This window comes from Flavobacterium sp. CHNK8, assembly GCF_019774515.1.
GTDB classification, from domain to species: domain Bacteria; phylum Bacteroidota; class Bacteroidia; order Flavobacteriales; family Flavobacteriaceae; genus Flavobacterium; species Flavobacterium tiangeerense.
Genome location: NZ_CP081492.1, coordinates 2,900,314 through 2,918,718, shown reverse-complemented (window position 1 = coordinate 2,918,718; position 18,405 = coordinate 2,900,314). Strand labels below are relative to the sequence as shown.

Annotated in this window: 12 protein-coding genes; 1 reads left to right on the top strand and 11 read right to left on the bottom strand. The window is 33.8% G+C overall.

Annotated features, from left to right (window positions below; translation table 11 throughout):
- The first annotated feature begins 101 nt into the window (after nucleotides 1-101).
- Nucleotides 102-2,912 carry a pitrilysin family protein gene (locus tag K5V07_RS12690; protein WP_221917757.1) on the top strand — a complete coding sequence of 937 codons (2,811 nt, stop codon included), beginning with the start codon at nucleotides 102-104 and terminating at the stop codon, nucleotides 2,910-2,912.
- Between the two features lie 54 nt (nucleotides 2,913-2,966).
- On the opposite strand, the gene K5V07_RS12685 is transcribed toward K5V07_RS12690, so the two are convergent.
- The 11 genes from K5V07_RS12685 to K5V07_RS12635 all read right to left on the bottom strand — a co-directional run bounded on the left by K5V07_RS12685 (nucleotide 2,967) and on the right by K5V07_RS12635 (nucleotide 18,329).
- Entirely contained in the window at nucleotides 2,967-5,873 is a 2,907-nt protein-coding gene (locus K5V07_RS12685; protein ID WP_221917756.1) for a DEAD/DEAH box helicase, read from the bottom strand.
- A 111-nt stretch (nucleotides 5,874-5,984) separates the two neighbouring features.
- On the bottom strand, nucleotides 5,985-6,749 hold the full coding sequence (locus tag K5V07_RS12680) for a class I SAM-dependent methyltransferase (RefSeq protein ID WP_221917755.1): 765 nt from the start codon (nucleotides 6,747-6,749) through the stop codon (nucleotides 5,985-5,987).
- A 101-nt stretch (nucleotides 6,750-6,850) separates the two neighbouring features.
- The gene (locus K5V07_RS12675) at nucleotides 6,851-7,186 is read right to left on the bottom strand and encodes a GxxExxY protein (protein WP_370632498.1); all 336 of its coding nucleotides are present in this window, start codon (nucleotides 7,184-7,186) and stop codon (nucleotides 6,851-6,853) included.
- 99 nt (nucleotides 7,187-7,285) lie between these two features.
- Nucleotides 7,286-8,104 (bottom strand): type I methionyl aminopeptidase, encoded by an 819-nt coding sequence (gene map, locus K5V07_RS12670; RefSeq protein WP_221917754.1) that lies wholly within the window; start codon nucleotides 8,102-8,104, stop codon nucleotides 7,286-7,288.
- A 43-nt stretch (nucleotides 8,105-8,147) separates the two neighbouring features.
- Nucleotides 8,148-9,536: a TolC family protein gene (locus K5V07_RS12665; protein ID WP_221917753.1), complete on the bottom strand. Its 1,389-nt coding sequence runs from the start codon at nucleotides 9,534-9,536 to the stop codon at nucleotides 8,148-8,150.
- Nucleotides 9,536-10,882 carry an HlyD family secretion protein gene (locus K5V07_RS12660; protein ID WP_221917752.1) on the bottom strand — a complete coding sequence of 449 codons (1,347 nt, stop codon included), beginning with the start codon at nucleotides 10,880-10,882 and terminating at the stop codon, nucleotides 9,536-9,538. The genes K5V07_RS12665 and K5V07_RS12660 overlap by 1 nt, the downstream gene beginning before the upstream one ends.
- 6 nt (nucleotides 10,883-10,888) lie before the next feature.
- Nucleotides 10,889-12,553 (bottom strand): peptidase domain-containing ABC transporter, encoded by a 1,665-nt coding sequence (locus K5V07_RS12655; protein ID WP_182649359.1) that lies wholly within the window; start codon nucleotides 12,551-12,553, stop codon nucleotides 10,889-10,891.
- Nucleotides 12,554-12,558: 5 nt separating this feature from the next.
- Nucleotides 12,559-13,230 carry a TetR/AcrR family transcriptional regulator gene (locus K5V07_RS12650; protein WP_182649357.1) on the bottom strand — a complete coding sequence of 224 codons (672 nt, stop codon included), beginning with the start codon at nucleotides 13,228-13,230 and terminating at the stop codon, nucleotides 12,559-12,561.
- Between the two features lie 53 nt (nucleotides 13,231-13,283).
- Nucleotides 13,284-13,916, bottom strand: a complete 633-nt coding sequence (locus K5V07_RS12645) for a leucine-rich repeat domain-containing protein (RefSeq protein WP_144889377.1) — start codon at nucleotides 13,914-13,916, stop codon at nucleotides 13,284-13,286.
- A 334-nt stretch (nucleotides 13,917-14,250) separates the two neighbouring features.
- Nucleotides 14,251-15,768, bottom strand: a complete 1,518-nt coding sequence (gene gpmI / locus K5V07_RS12640) for a 2,3-bisphosphoglycerate-independent phosphoglycerate mutase (protein ID WP_182649351.1) — start codon at nucleotides 15,766-15,768, stop codon at nucleotides 14,251-14,253.
- A gap of 140 nt (nucleotides 15,769-15,908) precedes the next feature.
- Nucleotides 15,909-18,329, bottom strand: a complete 2,421-nt coding sequence (locus K5V07_RS12635; protein ID WP_221917751.1) for a DUF5916 domain-containing protein — start codon at nucleotides 18,327-18,329, stop codon at nucleotides 15,909-15,911.
- Nucleotides 18,330-18,405 lie beyond the last annotated feature (76 nt).

Genomic DNA, 18,405 nt, shown 5'->3' with positions numbered 1-18,405 from the left:
CCTATAGTATGTTTTACGTATGTAAATTCTGTTAAAAAAAGCATAATGTTGTAATATATTAAGGGTTTGGGTGCTATTTTTACTGCAAACAAACAAAACTTATGAAAAAATTAAACAAATTTGTACTAGGGATCATGTTGTTTCCAGCGGCTGTTTTTGCGCAGCAAATGGATTTTTCAACAGCAATTCCCTTAGACCCTTCGGTAAAAACAGGAAAACTACCAAACGGGTTAACATATTATATCAAGAAAAATGCCAAACCAGAAAAGAAGGTAGATTTGCGACTGGTTGTTAACGCGGGTTCTATTCTCGAGGAAAATGATCAACAAGGACTAGCGCATTTCATTGAGCACATGTGTTTTAATGGAACCAAGCGTTTTCCTAAAAACCAATTGGTGGATTACTTACAAAGCATTGGTGTAAAATTTGGTCAACATTTAAATGCCTACACTGGTTTTGATGAAACGGTTTATTTTTTACCAATTCCATCAGATGATCCTGAAAAATTAGAAAAAGGATTCCAAATTATTGAGGACTGGGCGTTCAACACTGTTTTGACACCAGAAGAAATTGATAAAGAAAGAGGCGTAGTATTAGAAGAATATCGTTTAGGTTTAGGTGCTGGAAAAAGAATGATGGGTCGTTATCTTTCTAAAATGATGCATGATTCTAAATATGCTACTCGTTTGCCAATTGGTCAAAAAGAGGTATTAGAAAAGTTTAAACATCAGTCTTTAATTAATTTTTACAAAGATTGGTACCGCCCTAACTTGATGAGTGTTATTGTAGTAGGTGATATTGATGTAGCCGAAATGGAGAAAAAAATTATTTCTCACTTCTCTGCTTATAAAAATCCTTCAAATGAAAAACCAAGAAAGGTATTTGAGGTTCCTAATCACAAAGAAACTTTTGTAGCTGTAGAAAGTGACAAAGAAGCCTCAAGTACTCAAGTACAATTATTGTACAAAGATTATGCTGGACCTAAGAAAATGGTAAATTTAGGTGATTTTAAAAATTACATGATCGAGAATTTATTTGCAACGCTTTTAAATACGCGACTAAATGAGTTGACCAATTCTTCTACACCACCATTTACTTACGGGTATTCCTATTATGGTGGAACGTTTGCAAGAACCAAAAAAGCATATCAATCCGTTGCAATGTCTCAAGAAGATAAGCAACTAAGCGCCTTAAAAGTATTGGTAACAGAAAATGAGCGTGCTAAGAAATTTGGATTCACACAAGGAGAATTAGATCGTGCTAAGTCTGAATTTATGGCTTCTATTGAAAAAGCATACAATGATAGAAGTAAAACGAATTCAGAGAACTTTGTTGGGGAGTTTCAAGCAAATTTCCTTGAAAACGAACCTGCTCCAGGAATTGAATGGACCTTTCAAACCTTCAAGCAAATCTTACCGTTGATTGATCTTAAAGATGTAAATGGGTTAATTAAAGAGTACGTTAAAGAGGATAACCGAGTTATTATTCTAACTGGTCCTGAAAAAGAAGGCTTGAAAAAAGTAACAGAGCAAGAAGTATTAGCTGCAATAAAAGTGAATACTGACGAATTAAAACCGTACGAAGATGCTGCCGTTGCTACTAGTTTACTAAGAAACGAAGTAAAACCAGGAACTATTGTAAGCAGAGAAAGCAATGCAAAATTAGGTACAAAAACACTTGTTTTGTCTAATGGTGCCAAGGTAACTTACAAGAATACTGATTTTAAAAATGATGAGGTTCTTTTTGAGGCAGTAAGTTTAGGTGGTTCGAATTTATATTCGAATGAAGAAATGAAAAAAGTTCAGTTTGCCAATGGAGCACTTGCAGAGGCAGGTTTCTCAGGATTAAAATTGAACGATATCAATAAATTCATGACGGGTAAAATAGCAAGAGTAAATCCTTACATTGGTGCTACTACCGAAGGTTTACGTGGTTCTTCAACACCTAAGGATTTAGAATATCTTTTCCAAATGACTTATGCTTATTTTACAGATTTAAATTTTGATCAAGAAGCTTTTGAAGGCTTTAAGCAAAAGCAGTCTAGTTTTTTCAAAAACATGGCTTCTACACCTCAAAACTATTTTCAACAAGAGTTTTACACCTACTTGAACAAGGAGAATCCAAGATTCAACGGAGTGATGCCTACTGATAAATCATGGGCAGATACAGATTATAAAATAGCGTATGAAAAATACAAAGAGCGTTTTGCAAATGCTGCAGATTTCGAATTTTATTTTGTTGGAAACGTTGATGATGCAACAATCGAAGCATTCGCAGCAAAATACATAGCTTCATTACCAGCTAATGATAAAAAAGAGAAAATAGTTGACTTAGGTTACAGATTGCTAAAAGGAGACTTGAAAAAAGTAGTAAATAAAGGAGCAGATCCAAAGAGTAACGTTACCATCATGTTTTATGGGGATGCTAAATATTCTGCTAAAGACGCTATGAGTATACAAGCTTTAGGCGAAGTTCTTACTATTAAACTGACAGAGCAATTGCGTGAAAACGAAAGTGGTGTGTATGGTGTAAATGCAAGAGGAAGCATCAGCAAAATGCCATACGGATCATATAATTTTTCGATAGGTTTCCCTTGTGGACCAGAAAATGCTGAGAGGTTAACTGCATCTGCATTGAAAGAACTTCAAAACATTATTGACAAAGGACCAGATGAGAAAGATATTGCTAAATTCAAGGAAGGTGAACTTGCTGATTTTAGAAAAGACAGTAAAGAAAACAGATATTGGTTGTCTAATCTAACAAGATCTTACATCAATGGATACAGCCCAGAGGATGTTTTCAAATTTGAAGAAATGGTAAATGCAGTTACTGCTAAAGACATTCAAAACATCGCCAAACAATATCTTACAAAAGATAAAGTGATAGGTATTTTGATGCCAGAGAAAAAATAATTTTTTTAGTCTTAAAACTAAAACCTGCTATTTCATTGAAGTAGCAGGTTTTTTTTATGCTAAAATAAAATCTAAATTTTCTTCAATTTCAGGGCTGATGTGGTTTTCATCAAGCAACGCATCCGAAAGCAGTTTTTTGTTTTCTTGTAATTGAATGATTTTTTCCTCGACGGTATTCTTGGTAATGAATCGAACGACATTTACTTTATTCAACTGCCCAATACGATGAGCCCGACCAATTCCTTGCTTTTCAGCAAAGGGATTCCACCATGGATCTAAAAACAAAACATACGAAGCTTTTGTGATATTGAGTCCCACGCCACCCGCTTTTAAGGAAATGAAAAACAATTTAGCACGCTCCTGTTCCTGAAATTTTTGCACTTGATACGCGCGTTCATTTTGTGGGGTTGCGCCAGTCAATTCGCAAAAATCAATTTTGTTTTCGATGCTCCATTTTTTATAAAATTCCAAGTTAGACACAAACGAACTGAAAACTATTGTTTTTTGATTGGATTGTACTAAGGTTTCTAAATATCGTGTCACCGCTATATATTTTCCTGAATCTAGTTCTGATTTTTTATCAATCATTTTAGGATGATTGCTCAATTGTCTTAAGCGCATCAATGTATTGATAATGTTGATTTTGTCAATTCCAGAACCATTCGTTTTTAAAAGTGCATTTCTTGCTTTCGACTTTTCTTCTTCGTATAATTTCTCTTGTTCGGGTTCCATGTCACAATAAAAAACTTGTTCTGATAGTTCCGGCAGGTCTTTTAAAACTTGTTCTTTCGTTCGACGTAAAATAAACGGACTGACTAAGTTTTTAAGTTCCAGTAGACTGTTTTCATCTTGTTTTTTCTCAATGGGAACTTTGTAATGCTCCGCAAAAAAAGCGTAACTCCCTAAAATATTCGGATTGATGAATTGCATTTGTGACCATAAATCGTCTAATGAGTTTTCTATTGGCGTACCACTTAACGAGATTTTATGAGTCGTTTTTATTTGATTAATAGCTTGAAAAATTTTCGAGTTTTTATTTTTGATATATTGACTTTCGTCCAAAATCAAAAAACGAAATTGGTACTTTTCCAAAATGGAAAGATCTTTCGATACAATGGCATAACTCGTAAAGATCAAGTCGTATTTTTCTAATTTTTTAGAAATTAGTTTTCGATCTTGTCCTACATATTGAATTCTTCGAAAATGAGGTGTAAACTTTCTAGCTTCGTTGTACCAGTTGAATACCAAAGAGGAGGGAAGTACAATCAAGGCTTTTAGGTACTCTTTGGCAATAGGAATTTCATTGCCGAACAAATCGAGTTGCATGTTTTCGGCTTTTTCAAAATCTAATTTTTCTTGAACGGCGACGAGCGTGGATAAGGTTTGCAATGTTTTTCCCAATCCCATATCATCGGCCAAGCAAGCACCTAAACCGTTGTTGTAATGTTCTAGAAGCCATTGTACGCCTTCTATTTGGTACGGTCGCAACGTGGCTTTAACCAAATCCGAAGGTTGGTATTGAACAGTTTCTTTTACATGCAAGGTCTGTTTTAATTGAGGGATGTCTTCAAAAACAGCAAAATTACTTTTGAGCACTGCCATAGTTCCGTTGTTGATTTTAGCCAGTTTAGCCATGGCTGCATAGCGCGTCATCCATTCAAGCGGAATTAAAAAATAATTCCCATTGGGTAAGAGAAACAGGCGGTTTTGGCTTTTTATATTCGGAATTAAGTCGCTGAAATTGAATTCAAAATCATCACAAACCACAGTCATTTTAATATCAAACCAATCGTTTTGTATGGTGTTGGAGAATGTAATGGTATCTGTATTATTGTCAATATATTTTCCGTCGATTTTAAGATTTTCTAATGAAAAACCTAATGACTCTAATTTTTCTCGATGGGCTAATAGCCATTGAACACATGCGTAAGTGTCTTTCTGTTCTGTTTTTTGTAATAGTCCAAAAAGCTGATTTTCTTGTTTGCTAACTCCAAGTTCTTCAAAGGATTCAATAAATGTATCCTCAGCTTGACTTCGCTTGTAATGGATTAGTTTTATGTTCTCTAAGTCTTTTAAATCAATTTCCGTATGCGTGTTTTTGGTTTTAGTGGCATCAAAAACGTATCCGTTATAATCAAAAGTAAGGCTAATGAAATAGGTGTTTTTAAAAAAGTCATGTACCAATTGTAGGTTGCAAGAACGTATAGCGGTTTGGGTTATTACTTCAAAACCCGTGGCGCTTATGTCTACTTTTTTGGCAATGTCTTTAATGAATTTTTCAAAATAATCGGGAACTAATTTCGAAGGAATTTCGACCGTTTTTTTATTTAAAAAAGGGGTTACTTTTTTGGAATTGATGCTTTTTAACGCATACAGTTTATGGTGTGAAACCAACCATCCCGGTTCGTCTAACAACAATGTTACTTTTGTGTTCGAGGGATAAAAAGCAAGGTCATTTTCCTTGAGTTTTAAAGTATATGAAATTCCGTTTTCGTGTTTATCAAAATGCAGTTTGGTTTCTAAAGCTGGATTTTGAGTGCCAATACGACTAATGCGAAAATCTTTTTCTTTACCTAATTGAAACGAAAGCGGAAAATCATGTTCGCGAACTAAAGCATAAAAGGATGCTAATTGCAGTTGTATGAATTGTGTAATTCCGAATTTTAATTTCTCGTCTTGCAATAAGTCCTCAATCTTCTTGGCAGCTTTACTTTTTATTCTGTATTTTTTAAACAAGACTTCTGGTTGTAAGCTTTCGCAAATGCTAAGTGTTTTTTGCGTTGCAAGTGGGAGTTGTTTTGTCTCAACGCCCATACTTTGCAGCACTTCTGAACTTGCTTTTTTTTCTAAATACGTGATGGTATCCACATGTCCAACCACATACGAAGTAGGGATATAGTAATTGAGTTTCGCTTCAAAACTAAGATCAAAGCAAAACTGGAAATGATTTTCGGGTTCCAAAAGTATAACGTTATTTGATTGTTAGGTTATATAGACACAGATTCCACAAATTTACACAGATTAATTTGTGCAAATTTGTGGAATCTGTGTTGGATTTTAATCTACTAAATATTATTTAAAACAAACTGGGATAATTTCGCCTTTGGCCAAACAGTATTTTTCTACCAATTCAGGTGCAATTTTATTGGTGTAATCTTCTTCAACAACTGTAAAACCTATGCTTCTTAATTTGTTAAAATAATCTCGGCCATAAATGCGCACGTGGTCGTATTGTCCAAATATTTTGGCACGTTCTTTCTGGTCGGTAATGCTGTCATCCGCAAAAGTTACTTCACGATTTAAGTCTTGTGGAATTTGTAAAATGGCCATTCCGCTAGGTTTCAAAACACGATACAATTCCTGCATCGCTTTGGTATCGTCAGGGATGTGTTCCAAAACGTGATTGCACAAAATCACATCGTATTGATTGTCCTTAAAAGGTAAATTGCAAATGTCTGCTTTCACATCTGCCAAAGGCGAAAACAAATCGGTGGTGGTATAATCTAAGTTTTTTTGCTTTCGAAACAATTTATAAAAAGCTTGTTCAGGAGCAAAATGCAAAACTTTTTTAGGTGCAGTAAAAAAATCGGTTTGTTCGTTGAGGTACAACCACAATAAACGGTGTCTCTCTAATGAAAGAGTACTTGGCGATAGCACGTTGTTGCGTTGCGTTTCGTATCCATACGACAACATTGATTTGAAGCTTTTACCGTCAATAGGATCAGTAAATTTGTCTCCTTTAAGAGTAAAGGCTATTATTGGTCGAGCCACATAACTCAAACGAATTAATAACGGACGTGGAATGGTATTGAGGATAAGTTTAAAAGCAGATTTCATTTAAAGTTTATTTACTGAACACGAATTTCAGATTAGTATAATTATACGACACAGATTGCACAGATTTTCACAGATTTAATAGGAGTGAAATAGATTTTTTATCACAATATAACTCTTTTGTATTTTAAACTATCCTCGCCAAAGTTAATAACAAGTCCTATTTTATTTTTCGAACAAGCTAAATAGTTTAGAGTTTGCCCCGTATCACTAGTTGTTAATTGTGAGATTGCTTTTATTTCTAATATTATTTCATCAAAAACTACAAAATCAGCAAAATATTTTTTTGACAAAATAATATCCTTGTACTCAATTTTGTATTCTTTTTCTCTTTCAAAAGGAATATTATTTTTTATAAATTCATATTGCAAGGCTTCCTTGTAAACAATTTCATTGAAACCTTTACCGAGAATTTTTATGTACTTCCATACAGAGTCCAATAATTTTGTATGTTTCTTGTTTTAAATAAAATTCCTCCATATTCAAAAAAAAAAAATAATCTGTGAAAATCTGTGTAATCTGTGTCAATCAAAAAAATGTTACATCACCAAAGGCACTTTTCTAAACTCTTCTTCCTCATTGCTCACAATTCCCAGTTCTTTATAAACGTAAGCAAAAGTGGATAAAATTTCAGGTTTTCCATCAATAATGGCCACATCGTGTTCAAAGTGGGCACTTGGTTTTCCATCGGCAGTAGTAATAGTCCAGCCGTCTTTGTGTTGTTTGATGTTGCGGGTTCCCATATTGATCATCGGTTCTATGGCAACCACCATACCTTCAATAAAAAGTTTACCACGACCTTTTTTACCGTAATTTGGCATTTCGGGATCTTCATGCATTTTTTGGCCTAAGCCGTGACCTACAAGCTCACGTACTACACCATATCCATGTGCTTCGGTATATTTTTGAATAGCATTTCCCACATCTTCCACACGATTTCCAAGTCGAAGCTCGCGAATTCCTACGTACAAGGATTCCTTTGTAACTTGTAATAATTTTTTTGTTTCTGGTGCCACTTCTCCAATTTCGAAAGAGTACGCATGATCACCATGATATCCGTTTTTGAAAGCACCGCAATCCACCGAAATTACATCACCGCTTTCTAATGGTTTGTTGTTTGGGATTCCATGAACTACTTGTGAGTTAGGACTCATGCATAGTGAATTTGGAAAACCGTACAATCCTAAGAAACTTGGTACTGCGCCGTGATCACGAATAAAGGCTTCGGCAAGTTTGTCTAAGTATAATGTTGTTACTCCTTCTTTGATCTCAGAGGCAATCATTCCTAAAGTTTTGGATACGATTAAGGCACTTTCGCGCATTAATTCTATTTCTTCACGTGACTTTGCTATAATCATAATTTCGAATTTTCAGTTGGCAAAAGTACGATTTTATAATTATTTAATCCGGATTGGCCATAATTTTAAACAGCTCCGAATTTGAAATGTAAAAGCGGTTTTCCAATGCTATTTTTGAGAGTTGCGCACTCACTAAATTGTTCTCTCTAGTATTGATTAAAAACAGTGAGCTTTCTCCAAATGAAAACAAGCGCTCTTCAGAATTCAGCATGGTTTGATTGTCTTTCACCAGACCTTTTATTAATTCTTTTTGTTTTAATAAAGATTCGATTTCTATTTTTTGAGCATTAATCTTGTTCGTCAATTGTACTTTTTCAAGATTCAAGGCAAATTCTGTTTCTTGTACTTTGAATTTAGCTAATTTAAGACTTCCTCTTTCTTTTCTTAAAAATAGAGGAAAGTAAAAGTTAACCCCAATCTTATAATCTTCAAAGCGGTAATTGTCTATATAGCTCGGTTCAGATAAATAGGAATAACCGATGTCAATTTTGGGTAAAAGCATATTGGCTTTCAGTTTTTGATCTACAGTTAACATGTCGATTTTACTTTCAAGCGCTTTTATTTTTGGATGACTGGTAATCGAAAAGTTTTGATTAACCAGATCATTTGTTCTTAAACTTTCTTGAATGGTAAACTCCAATTGAATTTCTGGAATTAAATCTTCAGCTAATTCTAGCGGAATGTTGTTCTCAAGCCATAAATAATTAGACAGTTCTAATTTGGCTTTGGTAAGTTTTAATTTAGAATCTTCTAGGCTTAAAGCTCTGTTTTTTACAATAATTCCGGCTTCAACACTATCTATAGCAGGTTTGTCTCCTTGATTGATTAGGGATTGTATTCCTTTAAATCGTATTTGAGCATTTTGATTGTATTGTTCATAAAGTTCTACCTCATTGAAGTTTTTTTTCCAGTTAAAATACGCTACTGATGCGTCATAAAGCACAACGATGGCTTGCAGTTTTCGCTCTGCTTCGCTTAGTTTTATTTGCATTTTTGCTTTTCGAACATCAGCCATTCTTTGATTAATTAACAAGCCTTGTCCAAGCGGAACAGTAACTCCCAGAGATGTTAGCCCTTGATTAGGTACTGTATTTTCAGGATTGAGATACACGCCTTCATTGTTATCAAATCCAGCCTTAATTTCGATACCGTACCAAGTTGGTATTTTGAAACTGCTGTTTAAAATAGAATAATACTCTTTGTCTTTGAATTGTTTTTTGCTAAAATCGACTTCAATTTTCGGATCAAAACCACCTCTAGCCATCATCAAGTTTGCTTGCGCTTTGTTTATTTCTAGGTTAGCATTTTTTACCAAAGGATGGTATTTTTTTACATAACCTAAAAATTCAGTATAGGAGAACTCCTTTGTAACCGTAGTTTGCGCGGATAATGAGATGCCAAAAAATAAAAACGCTACTAGTATTTGTTTCATTACTTCTTATCTTTTGTAGGTTGATCTGCTGTTTTGTAATAATTAGGAGGAAAACCGTTAAGTGTTCTCCAAAGTTCAAACCACACAGGAACATTGTTAAGTAAAGCTATGGTTTGAGCACCAGCTCCTATACTTAATTGTTTTGGCCACTTGTCTTCGTTTTCATCAGGAGCAATTAGCACTCGGTATTTACCGTTTGCACTGATAAAATTCTCAATCGCCACAATTTTTCCACCAAAGGTTCCATAGGACATGTTAGGCCAACCCGAAAATACAATAGTGGGCCATCCATCAAACCAAACACGTACTTTTTCACCTTTACTCAAAAGGGGTAAATCAATAGGATTAACAAAGGTTTCAACAGCAATATCATATTCTGAAGGCATAATCGTAGCTATTGGAGTTCCCTCCTTTATGGTTTCGCCAATACCAGATTGCAAGGCTCTATTGACATAGCCGTTTTGAGATGCTTTGATGTAATACATACCGTTTCTAATACTGTAATTAGCATACTGATTTTCTAATTTGTTAACTTGTGCATCTGTATCAAACTGGCTGCTCAATGCGGTATACTTATCACTATTAGCTTTGGATGCTTTTTCAGCATACTCAGCACTTATTCTATTTATTTCAACTTTGGCATTTATAAATTCATTTTTACTAGTAAGGTATTTATTTTCCTGAGTGATTATCTTAGCCTCAACTTCTTGTAATTTCAATCTTTTTTCTTCGATATCAGTCAATGGCTTTAATCCCTCTTTGTTTAACGCAACAGAACGGTTGAATTGTGTTGTCGCAATTTTTAGTTGCGTTTTTACAGCTACCAAATCAATACTATCACTTTTAATTTTTAAAACAGATTGTTTAATTTTATTTTGAGCTTGCTCCAGTTTTAAATCCTTTTCTCTTTCAATAGCTTCTACTTGTCCGGTTAATGTACTTACTTTTGAGCTATAGGATTCTAAGGATTGTTTCTTAGCGTTAATTTGATTTCTAGTGTTCTGTACCAAGTTAGGATCCATATAGTCTTCTTTTATCTCTGAGATAAAAACAATTGTGTCCCCTTTTTTTACATAATCACCTTCTTGTACATACCATTTTTCAAGTCTACCAGATATTACACTTTGTATGGATTGGGGTCTTTGATTTGGTTTTAAAGTGGTTACGCTACCGCTTCCAGATATATTTTGTGTCCAAGGTAAGAACAAAGCGATTACTCCTATGATTGAAACGGCCGCTATAATTTTATTTAAAATCTTATAATGAGGTCTATTAGCAAGGTTATGTACCGTCGTGAAACGATCAAATGAAGGAAGTCTTGTATTATTTTCGGATATGTTTAGCATGGCTAATTATTTTTTTAAATCTTGTTCGATTACACCGTTATTCATAATGATTACTCGGGAGCACTTGGTTTTCCAATATGGATTTTTTGACGAAACTATGATGGTCCATTTGTGTTTCTCGGACGTTATAAAATCTATAATTTCATTTGCAACAGTGGTATCCATTTTATCAGTTGGATCTTCATAAAACAAAATTTTAGGTTTATGAATGATGCTTCGGGCCAATAAAATCTTTTGGCAATTCGATGACGAAAGTTGTTTTCCTTCGGGTAATATATTAGTGTCAAGTCCCTTAGGTAATGATTTTATAAATGAAGTGAGTTGGACGCCATCTATTGCCCATCTAAGATCTTCAGTGCTTATGAATTTATCATTAAAGGTAATGTTTTCGAGTAGAGTACCTTCAAATGGGGTTTCTCCAGTAATGATAGATCCTATTTGAGATCGATATTGTTTTATGTTTATTTTTTTGAAAGTATCATCATTTATATATAAAGCACCCGATGTAGGCTCTAGTAAACCCGATAAAATTCGGATTAATGTAGACTTGCCAGATCCATTTTCACCATCTATTGCTATGTGTTCCCCTTGGTCAATTTTTAATGTTATGCCATTTAAAATTTCTTTTGTTGAATCAGGGAATTTAAAACTCATTCCGTCCATTTCAAGTGAAATTTTATTGTAACAGGTATCACTCGTAAAAGGCATTTCCTGCTCAAGTTCTAAATCAGTTACTTGCCCTATTTTTTCAACTGATGTTAATACGTCATAAAATGTCTCAAGTCCCAAAATAATTTTTTCAACAGAGTTGATGACCAATAGGATAATAATTTCTGCAGCCACAAATTGACCGATGTTCATTTGTTGTGACAGCACTAAAAAACCACCAATTGAGAGTAAACTAGCTGTAATTATTATTTTAAAAATAATCAATTGACTGAATTGTCTTTGAATAATCTTGAAATGCTTTTCTCTGTAAGACAAGTAATCACTCACGAGATTGTCGTTTTTTTGTAACCCAAAATTATAATTTAAATCGTTTTTAAAACTGTAGCTGTTTCTAGCCATTTCTTGAATCCAACTAGCCACTTTGTATTTAAACTTAGATTCTTTTAAACTTGTTTCAAGTCCAGCTTTGTATGAAAATTTGAATATAAAATAAAGCAATAAAAACAGTAATGCTCCAAATACAATAAAATAAGGGTGGTATAAAGACAACAATATAATACCAAAAATAATTTGAAGTAAGGCAGCCGAAAAGTCAATAAGTAATTTTGATGTTCCTTTTTGTATTGCTAAAGTATCAAAAAAACGATTGGCAAGTTCTGGGGGATAGGTGTTGTAGAGTTCTTCTATTTTTATTTTGGGTAAACGAGCACCAAATTCAAATGAGGAACGCACAAATATTTTTTGTTGTAAGTTTTCCGTAATTCGGAGCTGCATTAAAGATAAAAGCCCTACTAAAGCTACCCCAAAAACAACTAATACAATTAGCACAATCCATGAAGCACTCACGCGTCCTGATTGTATAAAATTTGTAATGGCTTGAATACCTAATGGGAGTGATAAACTTATTAATCCAGCAAAAATCGCATAGAAGAAAATTTGGTAAACATCTTTTCTATCTAAGGTAAGTAAGTTGTAAAATCGTTTTAAAGGAGTGTTTTTCATAGTATTTATTTTGCAATTCTTTCTACTAGATCTATGTAAAAATCTGTTGGCGAAATGGTTTCATTACAATTTGTTATGGTTTTTAAATGGTCTTTTAAAAAATGTTGGTGCAAGGCTCCTTCAACTATTGATGAGGCCAAGCTTTTTGCAAAAGGGTACTCTTGGTTGATAGCAACTATCATTTCAATTAAGCGGTTTATGACTCTTTTGTAAACTAAAAAAAAGCCTTCTTTATTCTCTTCGTCTACTTCTTTAGTGAGTAAGGTTTTAGTAAACTCTGCAATAATAATTTTGTTCAAGATGTTTTCATTGATGTGAGTTGTAGCATAATCATCCTCAATTTTTTCGGTTACGATTGTAATTGCTTTTTTCAATCTATCAATGGGTATAAGAATATTATTAGTGGCAAATACTAGTTTATATTCAATCCATCCCCAGTACCAAGACGATAAGTATAAAAGGAGTTTATGTTTGTTCTCAAAATAGCGGTATATAGAACTTTCGTTAGACCCAATTCGTTCTCCTAGTTTTTTGAAGGTAAAATTATCAAAGCCAATTTCATCAATAAGTAAGATACTGTTTTCTATTATTTTCTTGCCTAGAGTGGAGGTTTCGGGGTTTTTAACGTACAACTTCTCGTTAATAGCAATACTTATATTTGATAAAATAGCGTCCATAATATTTGTTTAAGCTCAATTTTGTATTTATAATCTGTTTTAATTTAATCTTATTAGAAATTTACTTTCAGTCCAAAATTCAAATTTTTCATGTCTTGCAAGTCATTTTTGATTTTGTTGTCTTTTAAGTCTAAATATTTAAGATGGTCTAATTTTTTTAAAGTAGGAACCTTCTCAATTTCATTGTTTCCAAGATATAAATTTTCAAGATTTTTTATTTTTAATAATTCAGTTGGTAGCGTTTTGAGCTGATCATTTTCCAAGTACAAAGATTTAAGCATTGGTAATTTAGCTAAAACATCAAGTGTTTTGGGTAAGTTCATCTTACTTTCATCGTTTAATCGTACTTCTTCAAGTAATTTTAGATTTGAGAAATCACTAGGAAGGACATCAAAATCATTCCCGCTTAAGTCAATAGATTTTAATGTTTTAATGTTTGAAATACCGCTTGGAATTTCTTTTAAATGGTCGTTTTTTAAACTTAAGTATTCTAGATTTATAAATTTAGACCAATCCACTGCATCGAGTTTTATGTTTTGATTGCTTAAATTCAATCGATAAATAAGCTCAGGATTTTTCAAAGCATCATTTAAATTATTGAATTCTTTATTTTTTTCATACTTAATTTGACTCCACAAACTAGTGGAAATAAGAAGAACAAGGACAGTTGTAAAGTATGTTTTCATAAAAAGAATTTTTAATTCAAGCAAAAGTACAGCATAATTAATAGTAATACTATTGATATTGTTTATTTAACTTTAATTTAAGATGTGGATACTATTCAGATATGAGAGTATTCTTAACAAAAAAAGAGGCTGATCAAAAATACTTTTGAAAGCCTCTTTCTTATTAATTATTGTTAGTTATAGTGGGACTTACCGTTTTTACTAGGAGCGCCACTTTTCCCATTCTCGTTTCCTATTGCATTTGAGCCATTCTCACCAGGGCTGCCGTTATGTCCTGTTCCTAATGAGCTGCAACTATATAAAGTTATAGTTAATAGCGCAATCATATACTTTTTCATAGTAGAGAATTACAAGTCATTACCTCAGGTTTTTCAACACCCATCAATTCAAGTATTGTAGGGGCTATATCACCTAGCACACCGTTTTTAATCATAGTTAAGTCCTTATCTACTAGAATTAGTGGGACTGGATTTGTGGTGTGAGCCGTATTTGGACTTCCATCAGGGTTAATCATTGTTTCGCAATTACCATGATCAGCAATTACAAGAGTGGTGTAATTGTGAGCAAGTGCTGTAGTGATAACTTTTTCAACACATTGGTCAACTGCTTCACAAGCTTTTATTGCCGCGCTCATGATACCTGTATGCCCTACCATATCTCCATTGGCAAAGTTTAAGCATACAAAATCAACTTCCTCTTTTTCAAGTTCTGGAATAAGTGCCTCCGTTAGTTCATTCGCACTCATTTCAGGTTGTAAATCGTAAGTAGCTACTTTTGGAGAATTTTTTAAAATTCGGCTTTCGCCAATAAATGGAAGTTCTCGACCTCCTGAAAAGAAGAATGTAACGTGTGGATATTTCTCTGTTTCAGCAATTCTAATTTGTGTTTTGCCTGCTTTTTCTAAAACTTCACCCAGTGTTTCAGTGATGTTATCTTTATTGTAAACTACTTTTACGTTTTGATACGTTTCGTCGTAATTGGTAAGGGTAACATAATACAAATTAAGCTTGTGCATGTTTTGCTCATGACAATCCATTTGTGATAGTACCTCCGTTAATTCTCTACCTCGGTCTGTTCTAAAGTTAAAGAAAATAACTACGTCATCATCTTCAATTACAGCGATTGGTTCACTGTTGTAGGTAGTGATTACGGTTGGGTTTATGAATTCATCTGTAATATTTGCGTTATAACTTTCTTGTATAGCATTTACAGCATTTGTTGCTGGTGTGCCTTTTCCATTTACCAATAAATCATAAGCCAGTTTCACTCTTTCCCAGCGTCTGTCTCGATCCATAGCATAATACCTACCAATAACCGATGCTATTTTAACAGAAGTGTTGCTAATGTATTCTTGCAAATCTTGAATGTAATTTTTTCCTGATTTAGGATCTACATCACGGCCATCTGTAAAAGCATGAACATATACTTTCTCTAAACCATATTCTTGCGATGCATCAATCAATCCTCGTAAATGCGAAGTATGTGAGTGTACACCACCATCAGATACTAGTCCTAGAAAGTGTACTTTTTTATTATTAATTTTAGCATAAGTGAATGCATCTACAAGTACTTGTTCTTGGGCTAACGTTCTATGAGCTACCGCCAAGTTAATTTTGGCCAAATCTTGGTACACAATTCGTCCTGCACCCAGATTCATGTGACCCACCTCGCTGTTTCCCATTTGTCCTTCTGGAAGACCTACATTTAAGCCATCTGTTCTTAGTTGAGCACTAGGATAATTTTGATACAAACTATTTATAAATGGGACATTTGCATTATCAATAGCTGAAACTTTTGGATCTGGTGATTTTCCCCAACCATCCAATATCATAAGAATTACTTTTTTATTCATTATCGTGTCTTTTAAACAAAGATAAAGTATTTCTAAAAAGGTTCAAATCTCCAGAAATAACTATTATACATTAAAAGGGGAACGCATACAAAAAATGACTATTTAGTTATGAGAGGCATCTATTTTTGTAATTAATGCATTCAAAATGTATTCTTCACCTGATTGTAGTCTATAAAATAGCGTAAGCTGATCGAAAATACATGGCTCAAAGCATCATTATTGAGTAGTCGAGTTACATTGCTGTTGAATTCTTTGTTGATATTTCGTTCAAAAGCACCAGCATTATTTCGATACAAGACGGTTACTTGACTTCCTGGAGCAAACCACCAGGTGTATGACAAATCAGCATTCCAAGAATAAAAACTTGAATTTTTGTTTGCGGTATAATCTTTAAAATCTGTAAACCTGCCATTTTGTTCTAAGGATAATGTGTTTTTATTTTCGGCATAAGACCAGTAATGACGCATTGCAACATTGAAAGTCATTTGACTGTTCAAGGCATACTTTCCTGACAAGGTGTTTGAATACGTTACTACATTTCTATTGGCAAATACAATAGTTTGATCTGAATTACTACTTGGGTCAGGATTGATATAGGTGTCAATATATCCTTTATTGTTGTTTTGTCTAAAAAAATTGAAGTTGTAATTCAAGGATAATTTGTCACTGAAACGGTACCTTGGTCCTATCGCAAAACCATAAGATTCGCGTCCTTTTTCATTAAAGACAGCATAAGACGGATTCAAATCAATAGCAAAACGGTTGTTGTAATTAGTAGATACATATACAAATCCACCTATGCGCTCCGGTATAATGACAAATCTATTCTCAGCTCTTGGTTCGTAATAATCGTAGGATTCTAGTGGGTTGCTATTGATGCCAAAACCGATGTAATGGTTTTTTTTGGTATCAGAGTTGATTTGAATATTGAGGTTGTTGGATTGAATTTTTCCTGTTTCTTTTTGAAATTGTGTATAAGCATTAATCCTGGTATTAAAAGAGTTAAAATACTTAGTAGGATTTAAAATTCTATAACTTGCATTTCCGTATACACTATAATAATTGGTTTGAAAATTAATTCCCAGGTCATTGTTGTCAAAATCTTTTGTCATAATATCAGCACCAATACCGTATCTGTATTTACCACTAGTTTCGGAAAAATTAAGTTGAGAATTGATTCCTTTCTTATCTTCTGTAGTGTTAATGTAGCTGTACTTAAAATCTCCAGCTAAATTATAGGTGTTTTTCTTAGTGTTTAAATCCCATGCTAGTGCAGTAACATTCCCATCTCTAAAATTCCCATTTCTAGTAACATTAGTGTTTATGAATGCAACTGAGGAGTTTTTGCGAAAGCGTTGGTCTAGTACGAGTACATTGTAATTGGCTAGGGGTTCAATAAGCTCTTCTCGTCTAGCGCCAGTTTCAGTATTACGAATCGATGCGGTTGTTTTTTCGGTAACGGCATTCAATATTCCCACACCCAGTCCGCCCTTAGTTCTACCCGAAACTTTAAAGGCATTAATTAGGTTTACAGTGGCTGGACTAGCATCAACAACTTCATTAGTTGCTAAGTTAGGTCTAGTGCTTGGGCTTCCGCCAATACGTCTCGAATACAGTAAATTTCCTTTGCTAAACAAATCCGTTCCTTCTGTAAAAAAAGGTCTGTTTTCATTGAATTGCTGTTCAAACGGACCCAAATTCAAGATTTGATCGTCAAATTTTGTTTGTCCAAAATCAGGTATCAAAATCATGTCTAGCGTAAAAGCATCGTTGATACCGTATTTTAAATCCAGTCCGCCTTTGAGTGTGCCATATGTTTTTTGTTTAGCATTGGCATTTACATAAAAAGAGGAGTACGGCAATAAGAAAAGCCTAACGGGAGGTTTGATGTTTTCAATACCCTCTAGTGTTCCGTTTTGCTGTGTAAAAGTCCCTAGTTTTGAGTCAATAAAATTCCAAGAATATTTATATCGATCTCTTCTTACTTCTCTAAAAAAGTTCAGTCCCCAAGTTTGTTTGTTTTCTGCCGAAAAGCGTAGTGCAGCATATGGGATTCGCATTTCCACAACCCAGCCTTTATCAGTAATAACAGCCTTACTTTCCCACACTGCGTCCCAAGAATAATCCTCTCCATTTGAATCGGTTGTAATACAATCAGCTTGACCATCAGCAGCATTTACAAAAAATTGAAAATCTTGTTGACCATCATTAAATCCATTTATAAACACCCCAAAAATATCCGAAGTCCCAAAATCATCTCGCTGTGTGATTTCTCTTAAAATTTTATCAGGATTTTCATCATGCAGCATTGCGCCTATGTAAATGGCGTCATTATCATATAAAACCCGAACCTCTGATTTTTTGTTTTCGGGGATGGGCTTTCCATTATCAGGTTCAAATGTGATGAAATCACCCGCTACAGCTGCAGAGTTCCAAATAGCTTCATTTAGTTTACCGTCAATTTCTATTTTTTCAGAAATGAACTTGGTTTGTAATGTTTTCTTTTGGCTGTAGCCAATGAAAGAGAAAGTAATGAAACAAAATAAAAATAGATTCTTCATGCAGTGATTATAAAATGATTGATGTGAAAACCATTGCTTTTACAGTAATGTTTTCTGTATAAATCCATAGTTTGTC